Source organism: Aminobacter sp. MET-1, assembly GCF_026521175.1.
GTDB lineage: Bacteria > Pseudomonadota > Alphaproteobacteria > Rhizobiales > Rhizobiaceae > Aminobacter.
Genome location: NZ_JAMSHL010000001.1, coordinates 96,230 through 117,787, shown reverse-complemented (window position 1 = coordinate 117,787; position 21,558 = coordinate 96,230). Strand labels below are relative to the sequence as shown.

The 21,558-nt window shown below is 64.4% G+C and carries 19 protein-coding genes and 1 riboswitch; of the genes, 10 read left to right on the top strand and 9 right to left on the bottom strand.

Annotated elements, in window-relative coordinates; genetic code table 11:
- Positions 1–1,599: a phosphoglycerate dehydrogenase gene (gene serA / locus NDO48_RS00540; protein WP_018430021.1), complete on the top strand. Its 1,599-nt coding sequence runs from the start codon at positions 1–3 to the stop codon at positions 1,597–1,599.
- Between the two features lie 83 nt (positions 1,600–1,682).
- Here the strand turns inward: serA and NDO48_RS00535 are convergent, their stop codons facing one another.
- The 3 genes from NDO48_RS00535 to NDO48_RS00525 form a co-directional block, all read right to left on the bottom strand.
- The gene (locus NDO48_RS00535; RefSeq protein WP_018430022.1) at positions 1,683–2,297 is read right to left on the bottom strand and encodes a ParB-like protein; all 615 of its coding nucleotides are present in this window, start codon (positions 2,295–2,297) and stop codon (positions 1,683–1,685) included.
- Positions 2,297–4,036 (bottom strand): SulP family inorganic anion transporter, encoded by a 1,740-nt coding sequence (locus NDO48_RS00530; protein WP_267320674.1) that lies wholly within the window; start codon positions 4,034–4,036, stop codon positions 2,297–2,299. The genes NDO48_RS00535 and NDO48_RS00530 overlap by 1 nt, the downstream gene beginning before the upstream one ends.
- A 69-nt stretch (positions 4,037–4,105) precedes the next feature.
- Entirely contained in the window at positions 4,106–4,999 is an 894-nt protein-coding gene (locus tag NDO48_RS00525; protein ID WP_018430024.1) for a DMT family transporter, read from the bottom strand.
- Between the two features lie 193 nt (positions 5,000–5,192).
- Here NDO48_RS00525 and NDO48_RS00520 point away from each other — a divergent pair, with 193 nt between their 5' ends.
- Both NDO48_RS00520 and NDO48_RS00515 read left to right on the top strand, forming a co-directional pair.
- Complete coding sequence (locus tag NDO48_RS00520) at positions 5,193–6,491, top strand: adenylosuccinate synthase (RefSeq protein WP_018430025.1); 1,299 nt, start codon at positions 5,193–5,195, stop codon at positions 6,489–6,491.
- 77 nt (positions 6,492–6,568) lie between these two features.
- Positions 6,569–8,131 carry a hypothetical protein gene (locus tag NDO48_RS00515; protein ID WP_026227611.1) on the top strand — a complete coding sequence of 521 codons (1,563 nt, stop codon included), beginning with the start codon at positions 6,569–6,571 and terminating at the stop codon, positions 8,129–8,131.
- A 346-nt stretch (positions 8,132–8,477) separates the two neighbouring features.
- On the opposite strand, the gene NDO48_RS30520 is transcribed toward NDO48_RS00515, so the two are convergent.
- The 3 genes from NDO48_RS30520 to NDO48_RS00500 all read right to left on the bottom strand — a co-directional run bounded on the left by NDO48_RS30520 (position 8,478) and on the right by NDO48_RS00500 (position 11,112).
- A complete protein-coding gene (locus NDO48_RS30520; RefSeq protein ID WP_416377172.1) occupies positions 8,478–8,543 on the bottom strand; it encodes a hypothetical protein in 66 nt (21 codons plus the stop codon).
- A gap of 110 nt (positions 8,544–8,653) precedes the next feature.
- The gene (locus tag NDO48_RS00505; protein WP_018430028.1) at positions 8,654–10,465 is read right to left on the bottom strand and encodes an ABC-F family ATP-binding cassette domain-containing protein; all 1,812 of its coding nucleotides are present in this window, start codon (positions 10,463–10,465) and stop codon (positions 8,654–8,656) included.
- A 2-nt stretch (positions 10,466–10,467) separates the two neighbouring features.
- On the bottom strand, positions 10,468–11,112 hold the full coding sequence (locus NDO48_RS00500) for a thiamine diphosphokinase (RefSeq protein WP_018430029.1): 645 nt from the start codon (positions 11,110–11,112) through the stop codon (positions 10,468–10,470).
- A gap of 97 nt (positions 11,113–11,209) precedes the next feature.
- A riboswitch (TPP riboswitch) is annotated at positions 11,210–11,331 on the top strand.
- A gap of 44 nt (positions 11,332–11,375) precedes the next feature.
- Here NDO48_RS00500 and thiB point away from each other — a divergent pair.
- The 4 genes from thiB to NDO48_RS00480 all read left to right on the top strand — a co-directional run bounded on the left by thiB (position 11,376) and on the right by NDO48_RS00480 (position 16,633).
- Entirely contained in the window at positions 11,376–12,380 is a 1,005-nt protein-coding gene (thiB, locus tag NDO48_RS00495) for a thiamine ABC transporter substrate binding subunit (protein WP_026227612.1), read from the top strand.
- 249 nt (positions 12,381–12,629) lie between these two features.
- A complete protein-coding gene (gene thiP, locus NDO48_RS00490; protein WP_018430031.1) occupies positions 12,630–14,246 on the top strand; it encodes a thiamine/thiamine pyrophosphate ABC transporter permease in 1,617 nt (538 codons plus the stop codon).
- Positions 14,243–14,968, top strand: coding sequence for a thiamine ABC transporter ATP-binding protein (gene thiQ / locus NDO48_RS00485; RefSeq protein ID WP_018430032.1), 726 nt, complete (start codon positions 14,243–14,245; stop codon positions 14,966–14,968). Before thiP ends, thiQ begins: the two co-directional genes overlap by 4 nt.
- A gap of 189 nt (positions 14,969–15,157) precedes the next feature.
- Positions 15,158–16,633: a M48 family metalloprotease gene (locus tag NDO48_RS00480; RefSeq protein WP_018430033.1), complete on the top strand. Its 1,476-nt coding sequence runs from the start codon at positions 15,158–15,160 to the stop codon at positions 16,631–16,633.
- Between the two features lie 7 nt (positions 16,634–16,640).
- On the opposite strand, the gene NDO48_RS00475 is transcribed toward NDO48_RS00480, so the two are convergent.
- A complete protein-coding gene (locus NDO48_RS00475) occupies positions 16,641–17,510 on the bottom strand; it encodes an RNA polymerase factor sigma-32 (RefSeq protein ID WP_018430034.1) in 870 nt (289 codons plus the stop codon).
- Between the two features lie 259 nt (positions 17,511–17,769).
- Between NDO48_RS00475 and NDO48_RS00470 the strand changes: the two genes are divergently transcribed.
- From NDO48_RS00470 to NDO48_RS00460, 3 genes are all read left to right on the top strand, one after another.
- Positions 17,770–18,543 carry an amino acid ABC transporter substrate-binding protein gene (locus NDO48_RS00470; protein WP_018430035.1) on the top strand — a complete coding sequence of 258 codons (774 nt, stop codon included), beginning with the start codon at positions 17,770–17,772 and terminating at the stop codon, positions 18,541–18,543.
- Between the two features lie 135 nt (positions 18,544–18,678).
- Entirely contained in the window at positions 18,679–19,359 is a 681-nt protein-coding gene (locus NDO48_RS00465) for an amino acid ABC transporter permease (protein WP_026227613.1), read from the top strand.
- On the top strand, positions 19,356–20,126 hold the full coding sequence (locus tag NDO48_RS00460) for an amino acid ABC transporter ATP-binding protein (protein ID WP_018430037.1): 771 nt from the start codon (positions 19,356–19,358) through the stop codon (positions 20,124–20,126). Before NDO48_RS00465 ends, NDO48_RS00460 begins: the two co-directional genes overlap by 4 nt.
- A 20-nt stretch (positions 20,127–20,146) precedes the next feature.
- On the opposite strand, the gene NDO48_RS00455 is transcribed toward NDO48_RS00460, so the two are convergent.
- Both NDO48_RS00455 and NDO48_RS00450 read right to left on the bottom strand, forming a co-directional pair.
- Positions 20,147–20,704: a cysteine hydrolase family protein gene (locus NDO48_RS00455; RefSeq protein WP_018430038.1), complete on the bottom strand. Its 558-nt coding sequence runs from the start codon at positions 20,702–20,704 to the stop codon at positions 20,147–20,149.
- A 255-nt stretch (positions 20,705–20,959) separates the two neighbouring features.
- On the bottom strand, positions 20,960–21,544 hold the full coding sequence (locus NDO48_RS00450) for a CarD family transcriptional regulator (RefSeq protein ID WP_018430039.1): 585 nt from the start codon (positions 21,542–21,544) through the stop codon (positions 20,960–20,962).
- Positions 21,545–21,558: the final 14 nt, after the last annotated feature.

The window sequence follows — 21,558 nt, the reverse complement described above, 5'->3', positions numbered from 1 at the left end:
ATGCCCCGCGTTCTCGTTTCCGACAAGCTCTCCACCACCGCCGTCCAGATCTTCAAGGATCGTGGCGTCGAGGTCGACTATCTGCCTGATCTCGGCAAGGACAAGGAAAAGCTGATCGAAGTCATCGGCCAGTATGATGGTCTCGCCATCCGATCGGCCACCAAAGTGACTGAAAAGCTGATCGCCGCTGCGACCAACCTGAAGGTTGTCGGCCGCGCCGGCATCGGCGTCGACAATGTCGACATCCCCGCTGCGTCCCGCCGCGGTATCATCGTGATGAACACGCCCTTCGGCAATTCGATCACCACCGCCGAGCACGCCATCGCACTGATGTTCGCCGTCGCCCGCCAGATCCCCGAGGCCAATGCCTCTACCCATGCCGGCAAGTGGGAGAAGAACCGCTTCATGGGCGTCGAGATCACCGGCAAGACGCTCGGCCTGATCGGCTGCGGCAACATCGGCTCGATCGTCGCCACCCGCGCCGTCGGCCTCAAGATGCATGTCGTCGCCTTCGATCCGTTCCTGTCGGAGCATCGCGCCGAGGAACTCGGCGTGGAGAAGGTCGAGCTCGACGAGCTGCTCGCCCGCGCCGACTTCATTACGCTGCACACGCCGCTGACCGACAAGACCCGCAACATCATCAATGCCGACGCGATCGCCAAGATGAAGGACGGCGTGCGCATCATCAATTGCGCCCGCGGCGGACTGGTGGTCGAGAAGGACCTGATCGCGGCGCTGAAGAGCGGCAAGGTGGCGGGCGCCGGCATCGACGTGTTCGAGGTCGAGCCTGCCGAGCAGAACGAGCTGTTCAACATGGAGAACGTCGTCTGCACCCCGCATCTCGGCGCCTCGACCTCCGAGGCCCAAGAGAACGTGGCCCTTCAGGTGGCCGAGCAGATGGCCGACTATCTGGTCAAGGGCGCTGTCACCAACGCCATCAACATGCCCTCGATCACGGCCGAGGAGGCGCCGCGGCTGAAGCCCTTCGTCAAGCTCGCCGAAGTGCTGGGCGCCTTCGTCGGTCAGGTGACGGAAGATCCGATCACCGAGGTCGAGATCCTGTTCGACGGGCAGACCGCCCAGATGAACACCAAGGCGCTGATCAGCGCAGCGCTTGCCGGCTTGATCCGCCCGCAGGTCGCCGACGTCAACATGGTTTCGGCGCCGATCATGGTGAAGGAGCGCGGCATCATCGTCGCCGAGGTCAAGCGCGACAAGTCGGGCGTGTTCGACGGCTACATCAAGCTGACGGTCAAGACCGAGCACATGACGCGCTCGATCGCCGGCACCTGCTTCTCCGACGGCAAGCCGCGCTTCATCCAGATCAAGGGCATCAATCTCGACGCCGAGGTCGGCCAGCACATGCTCTACACCACCAATGCGGATGCGCCCGGCATCATCGGCCTGCTCGGCACGGTGTGCGGCGAAAACGGCGTCAACATCGCCAACTTCTCGCTCGGCCGCGACCGCCCAGGCGGCGATGCCATCGCGCTGCTCTATCTCGACGCGCCCTTCCCCGAAGACGTGCTCGCCAAGGTGCGCGACCACAAGTCGATCGACTCGGCCAGGCGCCTGCGGTTCGACGTCAACGGCTTCTGATCGGCCGCTGAACATCATCGCCTCCCAAGGCAAAGAAGGCGCGGCTTGGTCCGCGCCTTTTTCTTTTGGCTGAGCGGGTAGATCTACATATCTGCCCCGCTCCAGCCGGGCAGATAGTTCGCAACCGTCTGGCGGGCCAGTTGCAATGCCTGTCGCGATGCCTTGTCGAAATCGTCCTTCATCAGGGCAAGGTCGACGCGCCGGCGGAAGAAGTCGGCCCAGAGGAACTCGGCGAACGGTGTCAGGTCCTTGGCATAGCCGCCCCTGCGCCGGACCTCGCCGGCGAGGCTGCGGTAAGGATCGTCGACGAGCCTGTCGACCGACTTCGGGATCTCCGCATAGGGCCTTCTTTTTCCCGTCGCATCGAATGGATGCATCCAGGCGCGGTTGTCGAGCACCACCAGGAAAGCCTCCTTGTCTAGCATGGACAGGTCGGCAATGACGGTGACGAAGACGTCCTTGACGCCCTCCTCATACAGCGCCCGGGCAAGGTGGTGATGGTCGACGATGTGGTTTCGCCCCTTGGGCCCGAGCACGACGGGAACGAAATGATGACCGAGGAAAGCACCTGCCTTGGTCACCGAAAGTGCTCGCAGTTCGTGACGTTTCAGCGCCACTTCATGGTAGCCGACCGTGATCTGCGTCGGCCTGAGGTCTGCCACCAGAACCGGCTTCAGGGTGGGTTTGGTTTCGCTCATCATGGCTGGCTGCCTTTCTTCGCGACTGCCTGCCCGGTCAGCGCGGCAACGGCGTTGTCGACACTGCGGAAGATGTGATCGGGTCCCAGCTCGCCGGCGATACCGAAGCGGGCAAGGGCTGCCTGCGCCCGCACCGATTCCAGCCGCGCGATCGAAAAGCTGGCGCCCGAGCTTCGGCAGGAGGCGATGACGTCGGAAAGCACCCCGGCCGCAGTGTAGTCGATGTCGGTGACGCTGCTGCATTCGAGCACGACATGCCGCAGGTCGCCGGCGCGAGCCGCGATCATCGCCTGCAGGTCACGCTGGAACCGCTCGGCATTGACGAAGGACAGCGGCGCCTGGAACGCCACCACCAGCACGCCGGCCACCCGCTCGCCAGCCTTGCCCTTGTCCGGCGGCCACCAGATCGAAGTGCCAGGCACCTTCTCGAACTCGATGGCGCGGGCCTGGGTCATGCCCCACAGCCCGTGCAGCAAAGAGAGCACGATGCCGGTAGCAACACCGACCTCGATCGGCAGCGCCACGATCGCGATCGCGGTGACCACGATCAATGCGAACTCGACCGGCGCCTGCCTGAGCGTTGCGACAAAGGTCGGCCAGCGCAGGATGCGCAGCGCGACGAAAAACAGGACACCGGCCAGCGCCGCCTCCGGCACATTTGCGAGCAGCCTGGCGCCGAACAGGACGAGCGCCAGCACGATCGCCGCCGCAAACAGGCCGGCAAGCTGCGACCGGCCGCCTGTCTCCGAAACGATCGCCGTGCGCGGCGGGCTGGCATTGACGGGAAAAGCCCCGAACAGGCCGGCAAGCAGGCTGCCTGCACCGACACCGACAAAGTCGCGGTTGACGTCAGGCCCCTGGCCGGACCGGCCGGCAAAGGAGCGTGTGGTCGCAGCCGTCTGCACCATCACCACCAGCGCAATCAGTAGCGCCGTGGGCACGAGCGTGCGCAGGTCCTCGACCGCGACCGACGGAACGGAGATGTTCGGCAAACCTTCAGGCAGTGGTCCGAGAACAGCGACGCCGTGGCGTGGCAGGTCGAACGCGACGACGGCCAAGGTCGCGAGCGCCAAAGCAATGAGCGCACCGGGAATGCGCGGGCTGATGCGTTCGCCGGCAAAGACGACGGCAAACACGCCGAACCCGAGTGCCACGCTCGACAGATTGACCTGCCCGAAATCATGATAGATCGCCGCCAGTCTTTGGAAGACATCGCCGCTGCCGGCCGGCAGGCCGAGCACCCCCGGCAATTGCGAAATGATGATGTGCAGCGAAATGCCGGCAAGAAAGCCTGAGGTCACGGGGACGGACAACAGGTCGGCCAGCCAGCCCAGCCGCAGCAATCCGCCGGCGACGACGATGGCGCCGACCATCAGCGCCAGCATGGCGGCAAGCGCGGCATATTGCGGCGACCCTGATGTGGCGATCAGCGCAAGACCGCCAGCGAAAATGGGCGTTATGGTCGAATCCGCACCGGCGGAAAGGTAGCGGCTGGCGCCGAGTACGGCGAAAGCCAGCGAACCGGCAATGAAGGCGAAGAAGCCTACTTCAGGCGAAAAATCGCCAAGGCGGGCAGTGGCCATCTGCTCGGGAATGGCGATCGCCGCAAGCGTAAGTCCCGCCGTCAGGTCGCCACTCAAGTCACGGCTGCGCCAACCCTGCAAGGCGCCGAAGAGCAGGCGCGAGCCCTGCAACCCGGTCCGTCGATCGGCCTCATCTTGCATCCGAGCCTCGCCCATCTTCGGATCCCGCTGGCATACCTGCCCCGGCTGTCCGCAATAACGCGGGATATGCGCTCCCCGTTCCCGCTACGGTTGCGCCATCTTGCGCCCGCTGTGCTCGGCAAGCCAGATGCCGCCGAGCACCAGGGCAAACGCGATGGCGTGATAGAGTTCGAAATCCTCGCCGATGATCAGCACCGACAGGATAGTGCCGAAGATCGGCACCATATTGATGAACAGGCCGGCCCGGTTGGCGCCGATCAACTCGACGCCGCGGATGTAGAAGATCTGCGCAATGAGCGAAGGAAAGAGCACGATATAGACAGTCAATGCCCAGCCCACCGGATCGGGTGCGATGAACCGGCCGGTTGCATACTCCCAGGCAGCGAAAGGGATCGAGGTGACGAAGGCCGAGGCTGTCAGCATGATCATCAGGCTCTGCCAGTGGATATCGGGCTTGAAGCGCAGCGCCACCGTGTAGGCGCTGTAGACGATCACGGCGATCAGCATGAGGCCGTCGCCGAAATTCATGTCGAGCGCGAGCAAAGTGGCAAAGTCGCCATGGCTGGCGGTGAGGGCAATGCCCAGCAGAGACAACAGGAAACCGACCACCTGGGCGAAGGCGACCTTGATGCGGAAGAACAGGAAATTGGCGGCGAAGATGACCATCGGCATGCCTGCCTGCTCGATGCTGGCATTGATGGCGGTGGTGAAAGTGAGTGCCGAGTAGAGCGCGACATTAAACAGCGTAAAGCCCATCATGCCCAGCCCGACAAGGAAAGGCAGGTGCTTGCGCACCACGGTCCAGTCGCGCTGAAGCCGCGGCCAGCCGACCGCGCCGAGCAGCACTGCAGCCAGGCCCCAGCGTGTCATGGTCAGGAACATCGGCGAGACGTGCCCTACCGCCAGCTTGCCTGCCACGGCGTTGCCGCCCCAAAACAGGGCGGTCAGAAGCAGCAGCACATAGGCATTTCGATACATCAGGCAGGCTCTCGCTGACAAAAAGGCGCAATTCCCGCCTAAGTGGCCATTCCGACCAAGTAAATGCGTCCAAAGACGGAATTTGTTGTGCCTCGGGAGGCAAAGAAAGGTCGCGCTTCCAATTGCTTGGCGCTATAGAGGCCTGTCATTTTGAACTGTTCGCGACCCAACGCGAAACCGGAAGGAAGAAATCATGGCCAATGTGGTGGTCGTCGGCTCCCAGTGGGGCGACGAAGGCAAGGGCAAGATCGTGGACTGGCTGTCCGAACGCGCCGATGTGGTGGTGCGCTTCCAGGGCGGCCACAATGCTGGCCACACGCTGGTGGTGGACGGCAAGGTCTACAAGCTGTCGCTGCTGCCTTCCGGCGTCGTCCGCGAGGGCAAGCTGTCGGTCATCGGCAATGGCGTGGTCTTCGATCCGCATGCCTTCGTGGCCGAGATCGAGAAGATCCGCGCCCAGGGCGTCGACATCGGTCCGGACCGCCTGAAAATCGCCGAAAACACCGCGCTAATCCTGTCGCTGCATCGCGAGCTGGATGGTTTCCGCGAGGACGCCGCCTCCAATTCGGGAACGAAGATTGGCACGACCCGTCGCGGCATCGGCCCCGCCTACGAAGACAAGGTGGGCCGCCGTGCGGTGCGGGTGATGGATCTGGCTGATTTGGAAACGCTTCCCGTCAAGGTCGACAGGCTGCTCACGCACCACAATGCGATGCGCCGCGGCCTCGGCCATCCCGAGGTGACGCACGAGGCCATCATGGCCGAGTTGACCTCGGTCGCCGACAAGATCCTGCCCTACATGGATCGCGTCTGGAAAGTGCTCGACGACAAGCGCCGCGCCGGCGAACGCATCCTGTTCGAAGGCGCGCAGGGCACCCTGCTCGACATCGACCACGGCACCTATCCGTTCGTGACGTCGTCCAACACGGTGGCCGGCCAGGCAGCTGCCGGTTCAGGCATGGGTCCGGGATCGATCCACTACGTGCTCGGCATCACCAAGGCCTACACCACCCGCGTCGGCGAGGGCCCCTTCCCGACCGAACAGCAGAACGAAATCGGCGAGTTCCTGGGCACCCGTGGCCATGAATTCGGCGTGGTGACGGGCCGCAAGCGCCGCTGCGGCTGGTTCGACGCCGTGTTGGTGCGCCAGGCGGTTGCCGTCAACGGCATCAAGGGCATCGCGCTGACCAAGCTCGACGTGCTCGACGGCCTCGACGAGATCAAGGTCTGCACCGGCTACAAGCTGGACGGCGAACTGATCGACTACCTGCCCGCGAGCCAAGGCGCGCAGGCACGGGTCGAGCCGGTCTACGAGACGCTCGAAGGCTGGAAGGGAACCACGGCCGGCGCACGCAGCTGGAACGATCTCCCGGCGCAGGCGGTCAAATATGTGCGTTACATCGAGGAACTGATCGGTGCGCCGGTGGCGCTGCTGTCGACCAGCCCCGAGCGGGACGACACGATACTTGTGACCGACCCGTTTGAAGACTAATTTTTGATACCTTTCCGGTGGGCCGCAATGTCAGGCGGAGACGCGGCCCAGGGACGACAAGATAGGTCGACGAGAGAATGGCAGACTTCGTAGCGGTTCTGAAAAAGACGCTTGATGGCATGGGCGACACGACGCCCGCAATGCGGGCACGGGTGTATGACAAGGCCCGCAGCACGATTGCGGCCAAGCTTGCAGCCCTCAATCCGCCGCCGCCCGAAGCGGTCGCTGATCGCCAGAAGAAGGCGCTCGAGGACGCCATCGCGACGGTCGAGGCGGAGTTCACCGCAAAGCCCGTGGAGAACGATCCGCTGGCGGAGCTGGAGAATGTGTTCTCCTCGATCGACCGCAACAAGAACCAGCCCGTCTACACGCCGCGCGCGCCGGAGCCCGAGGTGCGGCGCCCGCTGGCGCCCATGACGCCGACACCCGCTCCGCAGCCGCCGGCACAGCCCAAGGCAACGCCGAGCTACCCGACGCAGGCGCCGGCATCGTCCTACGCACCGCAGGCCCGCGAGGAGCTTTCCGAGTTCGCGGCTGAACATGACGAAGACGACCAGCCCGCCCTGCCGGCCGAGGACGACCAGTTCGAGGCCACCAGGGACGAGGATATCGACCCGTTCCAGGCGACCAGGCAGAAGCCGCGCAAGCGCATCAGCGGCGGTCTGATCGCCGCGACCGTTGCGGTCGCCGTGCTCGGCGTCGGCGGCTATGCGCTGTGGTCGAACCGCGATGCCTTCGTCGGCTCCGGCACCGACAAACCCGCCGAGACGCCGGCACCGGCCAACGAGGCGACGACGCCTCCGCCCGCCAACGGCACGCAGAACGCCCAGGCGCCGGCCAATGGCGAGCCGGGCAAGTTCACCCAGCGCATGACGCAGGACGGCAAGGAGGTCGATCCCGGCCCGGCCAGCGGCACCAACGGCGTTGGCGAAGGCACTTCGGTAGCAGCCCTGACACAGCCGCCCGCACCGGCCCCGGCGACCACGCCTGAGCCCGCTGCGGCGACGCCAACCACCCCCGCAACACCTGCCACCCCGCCGGCGGCCGGCGCAACGACGCCTCCCGCAAGCGAGAACGCGCCTGTCGCGGTCGGCCAGAAGGCCATCTTCTATGAAGAGCGCACCAATGTGGCGCAAGGCTCGGCCGAGCAGGGCTCCGTCGTCTGGACCGTGGTCCAGGAATCGCCCGGCGGCGACCTGCCGCCCGAACCGGCAATCCGCGCCGAGGCGACGATTCCAGGCAAGGACATCCAGCTGCGCATGACCATCCGCCGCAACGCCGACAAGACGCTGCCGGCGAGCCACATCCTCGAGATGATCTTCCTGACGCCAGACGGCTTCGAGGGCGGCGGCATCGAAAACATCCTGCGCGTGGCGCTGAAAAGCTCCGAACAGGACGCCGGCAGCCCGCTGCTCGGCATTCCCGCCAAGATTGCCGACGGCTTTTTCCTTGTTGCGCTCAACGACAACAAGGCCGAGGTCGACGCCAATTTGAACCTTCTGCGCCGGCAGAGCTGGATCGACGTGCCCGTCGTCTACAAGTCGGGCCGCCGTGCCTTGTTCACTATGGAAAAGGGCATCCCCGGCGACAAGGTCTTTGAAGACGCGATGAAGGCCTGGCAGGCCAAGGAAGCGGGCTAAAGCCCTTCGGGCTGCATGCAATCAAGCGGCTGACGCGGGAGGCTCCCGCGTCAGAAGCACTGGAACAGCAGGTCCAGGGCGGCTACAGCCTCGTCATGGTGCTCAGCCAGATTTCCTGCGATTCTCCCAAATCGGAAACGGCATCTGCGCTGATGTGGTGTGCTGCCACCACGACCTTGCGGCCACCGATCTCAAAAACCGGATTGAGCTTCCTGATCGGCGGGGATTTCTGCCGCTCGCAAGAGCGGCGGCACCACACGCGATTTCAGACGATCAAGCAGGTTCGTCTGCAAATCCAACAGGTAGCCGCCTTCATAAGGGCCAACGAACAGGTCGTATCTGGCAATCAGAACATCCGATATTTGGCCAGGAGCAACCCGTTCTTGCCGACATGGTCGTTCCAGGCATCCAGGGTTGCCTGGTTCTCGACATTCCAAAGCAGCGTCGATGGTCACATTCGTCGGCTTGCGGACACGCTTGGGAGCTCCGCGGCATGGCGGGCACGCATAGGGCGTGCGAGCCTTAGCCTTCGAGCTCCTCGCGCAGCATCTCCAGCTCCAGCCATTCTTCCTCGAGGGCTGTGAGCGTCGCCCGCTCCTTATCGAGGGCGGCGATGGTCTTCTGGAAGCCGTGGGGATCACGTTCATAGAAGGCCGGGTCGGCGATCTGATTTTCCAGCCGCGAGATCGATGCCGTCACCGCTTCCATCTTCTTCGGCAGATTCTCGAGCGCGAATTTCTGCTTGAAGGACAGCTTCTTGGCCGGTCCCTTCGGAGCGTCGGGCTCGCTGCGTACCGCATTCGCCTCGCCATTCGCCTTGCGTGACTTGCGGTCGTCGAGCTTGGTGCCGCCGCGCTGGGCCAGCATGTCGGCATAGCCGCCGGCATATTCGACCCATTTGCCGTCGCCGTCGGGCGCAATGATGCTGGTCACCGTGCGGTCGAGGAAATCGCGATCGTGGCTGACCAGGATGACGGTTCCGGCAAAGCCTGCGACCAGTTCCTGCAGCAGTTCCAGCGTCTCCATGTCGAGATCGTTGGTCGGTTCGTCGAGCACCAGCAAATTGGCCGGACGAGCAAGCACGCGCGCCAGGATCAGCCGGGCGCGCTCGCCGCCCGAGAGCTCGCGCACCGGCGTGCGCGCCTGTTCGGGTTTGAACAGGAAGTCCTTCATGTAGGAGACGACGTGGCGCTGCTCGCCGTTGATGACGAGGTTCTCGCCGCGCCCGTCGGTCAGGTAGCTGGACAGCGTCTCGTTCGGATCGACCGCTTCACGCTTCTGGTCGAGGGTTGCGATCTCGAGATTGACGCCAAGCCGCACAGTGCCGGCATCTGGGTCAAGCTCGCCGGTCAGCATCTTGAGCAATGTCGTCTTGCCGGCGCCGTTCGGCCCGACAAGGCCGACGCGGTCGCCGCGCTGGATGCGGGTCGAGAAGCCCTTGACCACGGTCAGGTCGCCGAAGCTCTTTTCGATGTTCTTGGCCTCGATGACCAGCTTGCCGGACTCGGCAGCATCGCTCGCCACCATCGTCGCCACGCCCTCGGCGCCGCGATGGCTGCGGAATTTCTGGCGCATCGACTGAAGCTCGCCTAGCCGGCGCATGTTGCGCTTGCGGCGCGCCGTCACGCCATAGCGCAGCCAGTGCTCCTCGCGCACGATCTGGCGGCCGAGCTTGTGCTGGTCGCGCTCTTCCTCCTCGAGGATTTGATCGCGCCACTCCTCGAAATGGGCAAAGCCACGGTCGAGCCGGCGCGTCTGGCCGCGATCGAGCCACACCGTGTTGCGGCTGACGCGCTCGAGGAAACGGCGGTCGTGCGAGATCAGGATCAGCGCCGACGAGGTACGGATGAGCTCTTCTTCCAGCCACTCGATGACGGAGAGATCGAGATGGTTGGTCGGCTCGTCGAGCAGCAGGATATCGGGCTCGGGCGCCATGACGCGGGCAAGTGCCGCGCGGCGGGCCTCGCCACCGGAGAGATCACCCGGGCGCTCCTCGCCCGTCAGGCCGAGATGGTCGAGCAGGTAGGTGGCGCGGTGACTGTCGTCGGCCGGTCCGAGTCCAGCCTCGACATAGGCCCGCACACTGGCGAAGCCGTCCATGTCAGGGGCTTGCGGCAGGTAGCGGATCGTCGCCGAAGGCTGGCGAAACACCTCGCCATCGGTCGGCTCGACCATGCCGGCGGCAATCTTGAGCAGCGTCGACTTGCCCGAGCCGTTGCGGCCGACGAGCGCGATCTTGTCGCCTGATGATGCGGAAAGTGCCGCGCCGTCGAGCAGCGGCACGCCGCCAAAGGTCAGCCGGATGGCGTCGAGATTGAGAAGCGGTGGCGCCATGATCAGAATTCCGGAGCGGGATAGGGGTGAGCGACAAGCAGGGCGCGGCCGCTGCCGAGCGAAATCCTGAGGGTGCCCTGGACTTCGTTGGAGAGGGTGAGCGACGAACCGAACGGTACCTCGACGCTGTCGAGCAACCACTTGGCGCCTTCCTCGGTAAGGCCGGTCAACGCCGAGAAGGCGAGCACCGAAAACATCGTGCCGTCGTCGTAATCGAAGCTTGCCGTACCGGGAAGAAGCGGCACGCCTTCCTGATGGCCGCTGCTCAGCACGACTTCGGTGCCGCCTTCGGCGAGACGAAGCGCCAGCGCGAAATGGAGAAAGGCATGGTCGGACCGGGCGCCACCGAAGGCACCGACGAGCACGAGCGATGTCGCTCCACGCTCCAGCGCGGCCGAAATTGCCAACTCGCCGTCGGTCTTGTTCTTTTCGGCGGGAAACACCTCGCGCGGCACTGCGGCGAAAGCAGGATCGAGCTCAGCCGGGGCCGAGTCGAAATCGCCGAGCCAGAGCTCCGGCATCAGGCCCAACGTCGCCGCGTGGCGGATGCCGGAATCGGCCGCGATGACGCGGCTGCCCGCGACCTGGCGGTCGAGGCGCGGCGTCCGCAGTAGCTCGCCGCCGAGAAGGATGGTGAACCGGCTCATGCCGAGGCCATTACCAGCCCGGCGGCCGAAACGGAAGGCCGGCGAGCAGCGCTGAAACTTGGGCTTGCACCGCCCCTTCGCCGGCTCTATTCCTTGGATCGCTCTAACGGGGTGCCTGTCACGCGCAAGCGGGGCCGGCTGAGAGGCATGGAGAGTTCCGGCCAACCCGCTGAACCTGATCCGGTTTGTACCGGCGGAGGGATTAGATGCTTCGGACGCCCGGCGCTTCAAATTCCCTTTCAACACCAATGAAGGAGGCGCTGATGCGCTCGCTGATCCTATCCCTGACTTCCGCCCTGGCGATGGCCGCTGCAGCCTTCCCGGCCTCGGCCGAGGGAAAACTCACCATCTACACCTATGAGAGCTTCACCTCTGAATGGGGCCCCGGCCCGCAGGTGAAAAAGGCCTTCGAAGCCGAATGCGCCTGCACGGTCGATTTCGTCTCGGTCGCCGACGGCGTCGCCCTTCTCAACCGCGTCAAGCTCGAAGGCGCCTCGACCAAGGCCGACATCGTGCTTGGCCTCGACACCAACCTGACGACCGAAGCGAAGGCCACCGGCCTGTTTACACCACACGGTGCTGCCGGCGCCGACGTCAAGGTTCCGGGCGACTGGAAGGACGACACCTTCGTGCCCTACGACTACGGCTACTTCGCCGTCGTCTATGACACCGAAAAGCTGAAGAACCCGCCCAAGAGCCTGAAGGAACTTGTCGAGGGCAATCCGGAAGAAAAGATCGCCATCCAGGACCCGCGCACCTCGACACCAGGTCTCGGCCTTCTGCTCTGGGTCAAGTCGGTCTATGGCGACAAAGCGCCGGAAGCCTGGACCAAGCTCAAGGGCCGCGTGCTGACGGTGACGCCGGGCTGGAGCGAGGCCTATGGCCTGTTCACCAAGGGCGAAGCGCCGATGGTTCTGTCCTACACCACTTCGCCGGCCTACCACATGGTCGCCGAGAACACCGAGCGTTACCAGGCCGCATCCTTCGAGGAAGGCCATTACCTGCAGATCGAGGTGGCCGGCATCACCACAACGGGCGCCAAGAACCCGCTGGCCGAAAAGTTCATGGCCTTCATGACCGGCCCCGGCTTCCAGGACGCGGTCCCCGAGACCAACTGGATGCTGCCCGCCGGCAAGACCGACAAGCCGCTCAACCCCGCTTTCGACAAGCTGGTGAAGCCGGCAAAGACACTGATCTTCAGCGCCGATGAAGTGGCTGCCAATCGCAAGGCCTGGGTCGACGAGTGGCTCGGCGTGATGAGCAAATAAGGCCCGAAAGGCTCGAACGTGACCACCCTACGTTGCCCCCCTCTGTCCTGCCGGACATCTCCCCCACAAGGGGGGAGATTGGCAGTTGCGCGGCCTTTGCCAATCACGACGGTGACAGAAGAAGCGGCAACGGTGAGGCAACTGATCTCCCCCCTTGTGGAGGAGATGTCCGGCAGGACAGAGGGGGGCAACGTAGAGTACAGCGTAGCCGCTCTGCGTCATGCACGCTCCAAACGCGTCTAGCCCGGCATGCGCATTCCCCCCACCGACTCTCGCATCATAGCCGGCATCCTTGCGCTGGTGGCCATCGGCATGCTGATCGGTGGCGCATTCGTCGGGCTCGGCATCGAGGCCTGGCGCAATCCCGAAGGCGCCTATGCCGCCTTCGACAGCTACCTTTTTCGCGTCGCGCGTTTCACCATCTGGCAGGCGCTGCTGTCGATGCTGCTGTCGGTGGCCCCGGCAATCCTCGTCGCCCGCGCGCTTGCCCGCCATCCCGCTTTTCCCGGCCGTGGGCTGATCCTGCGCCTGTTTGCCGTGCCGCTGGCACTCCCGGCGATCGTCGCCGCACTCGGCATTCTCACGCTTTACGGCCGTGCCGGTTACTTCGCCGCTCCATTGAGCGCACTGAGCGGAGGCACATGGCCGGGCGTCTATGGTCTGTCCGGCATCCTGGTCGCGCATGTGTTCTTCAACATGCCACTGGCGACGCGGCTTTTGCTGGAGGCGCTGCAGACCGTGCCATCAGACCAGTGGCGGTTGGCGAGCCAGCTTGGCATGGGGGCGCGCGCCAGCTTCCGACTGATCGAATGGCCGGCGGTACGTGCGGCCCTCCCCGGCGTTGCCGGGCTGGTGTTCATGCTCTGCGTCACCTCCTTCACCATTGTGCTGACGCTCGGCGGCGGACCGGCGGCAACCACGCTGGAGGTGGCTATCTACCAGGCTCTGCGCTTCGACTTCGACCCTGCGCGGGCTGTCGCCCTGACGCTGCTTCAGATCGGCTTGACCGCGGGGATCGTGCTCACCCTGATGCGGCTCGGCGCCAACACCACTGGCGACGCCAATCTGTCGGTGGCGCGGCGCAGCTACATCGAGGCCGGGCCAGGCGAAAAGGTCCTGAACATCGTGGTGATAGTGGCCGCCCTCGTCTTCGTTGGCGGGCCGATGGCAGCAACAGTGGTGTCGGGTCTCGAAGCCGACCTCGCCCGCCTTGCCACCGAAGCGTCGGTTCATCGCGCCACGCTGACCAGCCTTGTCTTCGCCTCGATCTCGGCAACGCTGGCCTGCGCTCTTTCGCTATCGCTCGTCATGGCCCGGCGGGTTCTCGCCACCTCCAGATCCGACGGCAAGGGATCGCTGCTCGAGCGGCTGACCGACACCGGCGCCGGCTTCGTGCTGGTGGTGCCGCCTGTCGTTGTCGGCGCAGGCTGGTTCGTGCTGGTGCGGCAGTCAGTCGATGTCTTCGCGCTCGCGCCCTTCATGGTGGTGACCGTCAATGCCGTCATGGCGATGCCCTTTGCCGTGCGCGCCATCCGCCCGGCCCACGACGCGGCGGCCGAGCGCCATGAATGGCTCTGCGCGCAGCTCGGCATTTCCGGCTGGAACCGGCTGCGGCTGATCGACTGGCCGGTGTTGCGGCGGCCGCTCGCGACAGCGTTTGCCTTTGCCACAGCGCTTTCGCTCGGCGATCTCGGCGTCATCGCACTGTTCGGCAGCGACGCCGTGCAGACGCTGCCCTATCTTCTGCTCGCCCGCATGGGCAGCTACCGCACCGCGGACGCAGCCGGCCTGGCACTGATGCTCGGGCTCCTGTGCCTTGCCTTGATGATGCTGGCCGACCGCCTCGGCAAGGAGACCTCCAGATGACGGCAAAAGGCGAGGCGGTGCAGCTCGACCGCATGGTGTTCAGCTATGGCGAGACCATGGTAGCCTTCGACACGACCTTCGCGGCAGGCGAGATCACCGCGATCATGGGCCCGAGCGGCGCGGGCAAGTCGACGCTTCTCAATCTCGTCGCCGGCTTCGAGACACCGCGCGAAGGGCGTGTGCTGATCGGCGGCGCCGACGTCAGCTGCGCACCGCCCTCGGCACGCCCCGTGTCCATGGTGTTCCAGGAGAACAATCTTTTCGCCCATCTCGACATCGCCAGGAACGTCGGGCTCGGCCGCTCGCCCTCGCTACGGCTCTCGGCCCACGACCGCATGGACGTCGCCGAAGCGCTGGCGCGAGTAGGCCTTGCCGGCATGGAGCAGCGGCTGCCCCGCGAGCTGTCAGGCGGCGAGCGCCAGCGGGTGGCACTTGCCCGCGTTCTGGTGCGCGACCGCCCGGTGCTGCTGCTGGACGAACCGTTTGCCTCGCTTGGTCCAGCCTTGCGCGCCGACATGCTGGAGCTGGTGGTCAGCGTTCATGCCGAACGCCAGATGACCGTGCTTTTCGTGACACACCAGCCGGAAGACGCGCGAAAACTGGCGCAAAACATGGTTTTTGTCGAAGCCGGCGCCATTGTGGCTACCGGCAAGACACCTGATTTCTTTGATGAATCTGGACCCGAGGCGTTCCGCCGCTATATCGGAGACGAAAGGCGATGACATAATCACGGCACATTGCCCGGAAGCCGACATAATTTACGGTCAAATCGCCGCACAAGTGAAACAAGACTTGTTGTGTCGGCAAGGGGAGTATGGCTAGGTCCATGCTATGCCCGCGGGTACTGCTTCGCCTCTGCCCGGACCTGAAAGGAACCTGCCCTGCCTACCCGCCGCCATGGCCATATCGAGATGAGCACGCCCCGCCGCACGCGACTAGCCCTCGCGGTTGCGCTGTCGGCGTTTGTCGCCGGCTGCCAGCCGTTCAACTCGAGCGACCTGCGCGAACAGGGCTTCCAGCCGTCCAACAATCCGGTGACGGTCGACAATGTAACGCGCAACGACAAGCTGGCCGAGATCGCCAAGGCACAGCACCCACGCATTCTCGCCACCTATGGCGGCGAATATTCGGACCCCAAGCTTGAGCGCATGGTCGCCAAGGTCGTCGGCAGCCTGACGACGGTTTCGGACAATCCGAACCAGACCTATCGCATCACCATCCTGAATTCGCCCAACGTCAACGCCTTCGCGCTGCCGGGCGGCTATCTCTACGTAACCCGCGGCCTCCTGGCTCTCGCCAACGATTCGGCCGAGCTCGCCGCCGTCATCGCCCACGAGATGGGCCATGTGACCGCAAACCATGGCGTCCAGCGCCAGCAGAAGGAAGCCGAGGAAGTGCTGGCGACCAAGGTCGTCACCGACGTGCTCGGCGAAAGCCCCACCGCCAAGGCGGCATTGATCCGAGGCAAGCTCAGGCTGGCGCAGTTCTCGCGCAACCAGGAGCTCGAGGCCGACGGCATCGGCATCAAGATGAGCGGCCAGGCCGGCTATGATCCGTTCGCCGCCGGACGCTTCCTGCAGTCGATGGCCGCCTACAGCGACCTGCGCTCGGTCAGTGGCGCCACCGACGCCAGCCTCGACTTCCTGGCGAGCCACCCCAACGCACCGCAGCGCATCGACCTGGCGCAGCGCCATGCCCGCCAGTTCGGCGCACCTGGCATCGGCAAGCGCGACCGCGATTCCTTCCTGGCCGGCATCGACGGGCTTTTGTTCGGCGACACGCCAGATGAAGGCTACGTGCGCGGCACGACCTTCCTGCATCCGAAGCTCGGCATTTCCTTCTCGGTGCCGCAGGGCTTCGTCATCGACAATACGGCCGCCGCCGTCACTGCAACCGGCCCGGGCAACATGGCCATCCGCTTCGACGGCGTGACCATCGACAGCAGGCTGTCGCTGTCCGACTACGTTCGCAGCGGCTGGGTGGCCGGGCTCGATTCGGCCACGGTGCGCACCGAGACGATCAATGGCAACGAAGCCGCCTTCGCTCGCGCCAGCGCCGAAGGCTGGCAGTTCGACATCGTGGTGATCCGCGCCGGCGCCCAGGTCTATCGCCTGCTGACGGCGGCCCCCACCGCCAGCACCGATCTCGACAGCGTTGCGCGCACGGTTAGCTCCAGCTTCCACGTCATGACCCCGGCGGAGAAGGCAGCGCTCAAGCCGCTGCGCATCCGCGTCGTCACGGTTCAGCCGGGCCAGACCATGGGTTCGCTTGCCGCTGGCATGGTCGGCGTCGACCGCAAGCTCGATCTGTTCAGGGTGTTGAACGGCCTCGCGCCAGGCGCCACCGTTTCGGTCGGCGACAAGGTCAAGGTCATTACCGACAGGTAGTTTCAGCTCAGGCTGCCAGGAAAGCGGCGTTCTGCTTCACCAAGGCCGAACGCAGCTTTTCCATGGCGCGCGTCTCGATCTGGCGAACGCGCTCCTTGGAGATGCCAAGCGACGTGCCGAGTTCCTCCAGCGTGGCGCCCTCCTCGGTCAGGCGGCGCTCCTCGATGATCTGCAGCTCACGGGCGTTGAGAACGCCGAGCGCGTCGCGCAGCCAATGGGTGCGCCGCTCAACGTCGATCGCCTCGCCCACCAGTTCGTCCGGCAGCGGATCTTCTGATACCAGCAGGTCCATGCGCTCGCCGGTGTCGCCGTCTTCGTTGAGCGGCGCGTTGAGCGAGGTGTCAGGCACCGAAAGCCGCATGTCCATCATGGCGACGTCGGCCTCCGACACGCCGAGCGCCAACGAAATCTCATGATAGGCCGCCGCACCACCCAGCGGACCGCCACCCTGGGCGAGCCGCGCACGCATACGCCTGAGGTTGAAGAACAGCGACTTCTGCGCCGAGCTCGTGCCACCCCGGACGATCGACCAGTTGCGCAGGATGTAGTCCTGCATCGATGCGCGGATCCACCAGGTGGCATAGGTCGAGAAGCGGACGTCGCGTTCGGGGTCGAACCGGGCAGCAGCCTCGAGCAGGCCGACATGGCCTTCCTGGATCAGGTCGCCCAGAGGCAAGCCGTAGCGGCGGAACTTGACCGCCATCGCGATCACCAGCCGCATGTGGGCGGTGGCGATTCGGTCCAGGGCGGCCTCGTCGTGCTGTTCCTTCCACCGCACGGCAAGTGCGATCTCTTCGCTCTTTTCGAGATAAGGTGCGCGCGACGCGGCCCTCAGCATCATCTGCTCGCCGGCCAATCCTGCCCGATCCATGCCCATGACACAGTCTCTCGATGCGTTGCCTAGCTGACGCGGCCTCCGCCATCAAATGCGGTCCCGCACGGCAAATAACGCGGCATCGCAGCGAATGTTCCGCACTGCAAAACGGGCCGAAACCGGGAGGTGGATTGAAATTCCAAGATGACGCCATATTTGAAATTCCATTCCTTATGCCGATCAGGCGCTTCTGACAGATTGCCGCCAATCACAACGCTCCCGGCCCAAACGCGGCCGGTCTAAGAAATCGGGATCACAGACCATGAACTGGTTGAAATCGCTGGCCGTTGCCGCAACGCTCCAGATCGCAGCCGTAGCCGCCGCTCATGCCGGCGAGAACCTCGACCAGATCAAGTCTGCCGGAGTGTTCAAGATCGGCACCGAGGGCACCTATGCGCCCTTCACCTATCACGACGCCTCGGGCGCGCTCGTCGGCTTCGACGTCGAGATCGGCAAGGAGATCGCCAAGCGCCTCGGCGTCAAGGCAGAGTTCCTGGAAGGCAAGTGGGACGGCCTGATCGCCGGCATCGACGCCAAGCGTTATGACGCCGTCATCAACCAGGTCGGCATCACCGAGGCGCGCAAGGCGAAATACGACTTCTCCGAGCCCTATATCGCCTCCAAGGCCGTGCTCATCGTCAGCGGCAAGAACGCCGACATCAAGGACTTTGCCGACCTCAAGGGCAAGAAGTCGGCTCAGTCGCTGACCAGCAACTTCGGCAAGATCGCCGAGAAGAATGGCGCAGAGCTGGTCGGCACCGACGGCTTCGACCAGTCGATCCAGCTGGTGCTGAACGGCCGCGCCGACGCCACCATCAACGACAGCCTGTCCTTCTACGACTTCAAGAAGCACAAGCCCGATGCCGACGTGAAGATCGTGGCCGAGGAAGAGAAGGCCGACTATTCCGGCGTGATCGTACGCAAGGGCGACCCGGAGCTGGTGGCGGCAATCAACAAGGCGCTGGCCGAGATCAAGGCCGACGGCACCTACAAGAAGATTTCCGAGACCTATTTCGGCGCTGACGTCTCGCAGTAAGCGGTCCTCCCCCAAAAAGGGGCGGCGGGCCATCAGGCGGCCGCCCTTTTTCAGTTTCTTCATTTTTCCCAATGAACTCGCCCGGAAAATCTGCGATTTTCCGGGCTCGTCTATTGTGGGGAGGGAGCATTCATCTTGCCACACTGGCTTCAACTGATGCTGGATTCGCTTGGCCCGCTGCTGTGGGCCGCGCTCGTCTTCACCGCGCCACTCACGCTGCTGTCATTCGCCCTCGGCCTGACCGTCGGGCTGGGCGCAGCCCTTGCCCGGCTGTTTGGCCCTGGCTGGCTATCGGCCATCGTGCGCTTCTATGTCTGGATCATCCGCGGCACGCCGCTTCTTGTGCAGCTGTTCCTGATCTTCTACGGCCTGCCCAGCATCGGCATCGTACTCGACGCCTTCCCGGCGGCCCTCATCGGCTTCACGCTCAACATCGGCGCCTATTCCTCCGAGATCATCCGCGCCGTCATCACTTCGGTGCCCAAGGGCCAGTGGGAAGCGGCCTATTCGATCGGCATGACCTGGAGCCAGGCGATGCGGCGCACCATCCTGCCGCAGGCGGCGCGCGTGGCGGTACCGCCGCTCTCCAACACCTTTATCTCACTGGTCAAGGACACCTCGCTTGCCGCCGCCATCACCGTGCCGGAGATGTTCCAGGCGGCCCAACGCATCGTCGCCACCACCTACGAGCCGCTCATCCTCTACGTCCAGGCGGCGATCCTCTACCTCGCCATGAGCTCGGTGCTGTCTGCCCTGCAGGTCAGGCTTGAAAAGCGGCTCAACCGCTATGGCGGCTTCCTGGAGGCGCGCACATGATCGGCCTGTCGCACATCGTCAAGCGTTTTGGCGACAACACCGTCATCAGGGACGTGTCGGTCGACATCAGGGAAGGCAGCGTGACCGCGCTCGTCGGCCCCTCGGGCGGCGGCAAGAGCACGCTGCTGCGCTGTATCAACCTGTTGGAAATACCAACCTCGGGCACGGTGCGTGTCGGCGACGACGCCATCGAGTTCAAGCCTGATGTCAAGGTCGCGACCAGGACCATCCAGCAGCTGCGCCGCCAGACTGGCATGGTGTTCCAGAACTTCCAGCTGTTCCCGCATCGCACGGCAATCGAAAACGTCATGGAAGGCCTTGTCACCGTGCTGAAATGGCCGGAAGCAAAGGCCCGCGAACGGGCGGCATCTCTGCTCGACAAAGTCGGCATGTCGCACAAGGCCGACGCCTGGCCGGCAACGCTTTCGGGCGGTCAGCAGCAGCGGGTGGCGATCGCCCGCGCACTTGCCCCCTCGCCCAAGGTGCTGCTCTGCGACGAGCCGACTTCGGCGCTCGACCCCGAACTGGCGCAGGAAGTGGTCGACGTGCTCAACAAGCTCGCCAGCGAAGGCACCACCATGGTGATGGCGACGCATGACCTCAGGCTTGCCTCCAAGGTGGCACAGGAAGTGGTCTTCCTCGAAGCCGGCTCGATTGTCGAGCAGGGCCCGGCAACCGAAGTCTTCGGCAGCCCGAAGCATGAGCGCACCAGGCGCTTCATCGCCTCGATCACGCACCAGCACGGCAAAGGCGGCGGCGAGGGCTGAAGCCCCGCGCCAACCAGTCGTCAGAACGAGATTTCGGCCGCCCGGCGGACTTCGATCACGGCATTGCCGGCGTCAAAGCCGTCGAGTGTCTCGTTGTGGTGGGCAATGATGTCGACATGGGCAAGATTTGCCGAGTCGGCGGTCGTGTGGCCATCGGCGACCAGCGTGACGTCATAGCCGAGCGACACGGCGCGCCGCACCGTCGTGTCGACGCAGAACTGGGTCATGCAACCGCCGACGACCAGATGGGAGATCCCCAGCGCCTCGAGCCGGATGACCAGCTCCGTCTCGTGAAACGAGTCCGAACTCTTCTTGCGAACCAGAACATCGCCAGGCTGCGGCGCAAGTTCCGGCCGAACTTGCCAACCCTCGGTCCCGACCGCCAGCCGGTGACCATCAGGGCCGTCATGCTGGATGACGACGACCGGCACGCCGGAGGCTCGCGCCTTGTTCTGGAGATTACGCAGCCTGGCCACCACCTCTTCGAGCGCGGCGTCGATGACGGGCTGTCGCCCGGCCGTCCCCTTGTCCTTGAGGATCGCATTCTGCACGTCGATGATAAGAAGCGCCTTGCCCATCTGCTGTCCCGTCCCGAACCGGCCATGTTTAGCCTCGGATACAGCAAATCCACCCGTCTCCCTAGCGCCCCCAAAACAAAAGCTGCCTGAGGGCCCCAAGCATGTCAGCAACTCAACCAAGCACAGGCTGCCGGCAGTGAACCAAGTGTTTTCAGGCCTGGAGGCCTCAAGGCAGGGCGCGCAACAATCCCTCACCCCACAAACAAAAAACCCGGCCATTGGCCGGGTTTTTCATAATGGAACTGCAAAGCCTGATCAGGCAGCTTCTTCCTGCTCGGCGTCGGCTTCCTCATTGTCGGCCTTGGTACCGCGCTTCGGACCCTTGTTGAGGTTGGTCTCGATGAGACGAACGGCCTCGGTCTCCGACATGCGGTTCACGGCAGCGATCTCGCGGGCCATGCGGTCGAGCGCGGCTTCATAAAGCTGGCGCTCGGAATAAGACTGCTCCGGCTGGTTGTCGGCACGGTAGAGGTCGCGCACGACTTCCGAAATCGAGATCAGGTCGCCGGAATTGATCTTTGCATCATATTCCTGCGCACGGCGCGACCACATGGTGCGCTTGACGCGCGCGCGGCCCTGCACGACCTTCAAAGCGCGATCGACATAGTCAGTCTCCGACAGTTTGCGCATGCCGATGGAGGTCGCCTTGGCGACCGGCACCTTGAGGCGCATCTTGTCCTTCTGGAAATCGATCACGAACAGTTCAAGCTTGTGTCCCGCCACTTCCTGCTCGTCGATGGATACGATCTGGCCGACGCCATGCGCCGGGTAGACGATATACTCGCCGGTCTTGAAACCGTGACGTGCTGCGGATTTCTTCTGCGGGATGGAAGTTGCCATACGCCCTGAACTCC

What these genes read in the sequence shown, in the direction of transcription:
- serA (WP_018430021.1), top strand. Translation starts at nt 1, where the DNA reads ATGCCCCGCGTTCTCGTTTCCGACAAGCTCTCCACCACCGCCGTCCAG.
- NDO48_RS00535 (WP_018430022.1), bottom strand. Translation starts at nt 2,297, where the DNA reads ATGAGCGAAACCAAACCCACCCTGAAGCCGGTTCTGGTGGCAGACCTC.
- NDO48_RS00530 (WP_267320674.1), bottom strand. Translation starts at nt 4,036, where the DNA reads ATGGGCGAGGCTCGGATGCAAGATGAGGCCGATCGACGGACCGGGTTG.
- NDO48_RS00525 (WP_018430024.1), bottom strand. Translation starts at nt 4,999, where the DNA reads ATGTATCGAAATGCCTATGTGCTGCTGCTTCTGACCGCCCTGTTTTGG.
- NDO48_RS00520 (WP_018430025.1), top strand. Translation starts at nt 5,193, where the DNA reads ATGGCCAATGTGGTGGTCGTCGGCTCCCAGTGGGGCGACGAAGGCAAG.
- NDO48_RS00515 (WP_026227611.1), top strand. Translation starts at nt 6,569, where the DNA reads ATGGCAGACTTCGTAGCGGTTCTGAAAAAGACGCTTGATGGCATGGGC.
- NDO48_RS00505 (WP_018430028.1), bottom strand. Translation starts at nt 10,465, where the DNA reads ATGGCGCCACCGCTTCTCAATCTCGACGCCATCCGGCTGACCTTTGGC.
- NDO48_RS00500 (WP_018430029.1), bottom strand. Translation starts at nt 11,112, where the DNA reads ATGAGCCGGTTCACCATCCTTCTCGGCGGCGAGCTACTGCGGACGCCG.
- thiB (WP_026227612.1), top strand. Translation starts at nt 11,376, where the DNA reads ATGCGCTCGCTGATCCTATCCCTGACTTCCGCCCTGGCGATGGCCGCT.
- thiP (WP_018430031.1), top strand. Translation starts at nt 12,630, where the DNA reads ATGCGCATTCCCCCCACCGACTCTCGCATCATAGCCGGCATCCTTGCG.
- thiQ (WP_018430032.1), top strand. Translation starts at nt 14,243, where the DNA reads ATGACGGCAAAAGGCGAGGCGGTGCAGCTCGACCGCATGGTGTTCAGC.
- NDO48_RS00480 (WP_018430033.1), top strand. Translation starts at nt 15,158, where the DNA reads ATGAGCACGCCCCGCCGCACGCGACTAGCCCTCGCGGTTGCGCTGTCG.
- NDO48_RS00475 (WP_018430034.1), bottom strand. Translation starts at nt 17,510, where the DNA reads ATGGGCATGGATCGGGCAGGATTGGCCGGCGAGCAGATGATGCTGAGG.
- NDO48_RS00470 (WP_018430035.1), top strand. Translation starts at nt 17,770, where the DNA reads ATGAACTGGTTGAAATCGCTGGCCGTTGCCGCAACGCTCCAGATCGCA.
- NDO48_RS00460 (WP_018430037.1), top strand. Translation starts at nt 19,356, where the DNA reads ATGATCGGCCTGTCGCACATCGTCAAGCGTTTTGGCGACAACACCGTC.
- NDO48_RS00455 (WP_018430038.1), bottom strand. Translation starts at nt 20,704, where the DNA reads ATGGGCAAGGCGCTTCTTATCATCGACGTGCAGAATGCGATCCTCAAG.
- NDO48_RS00450 (WP_018430039.1), bottom strand. Translation starts at nt 21,544, where the DNA reads ATGGCAACTTCCATCCCGCAGAAGAAATCCGCAGCACGTCACGGTTTC.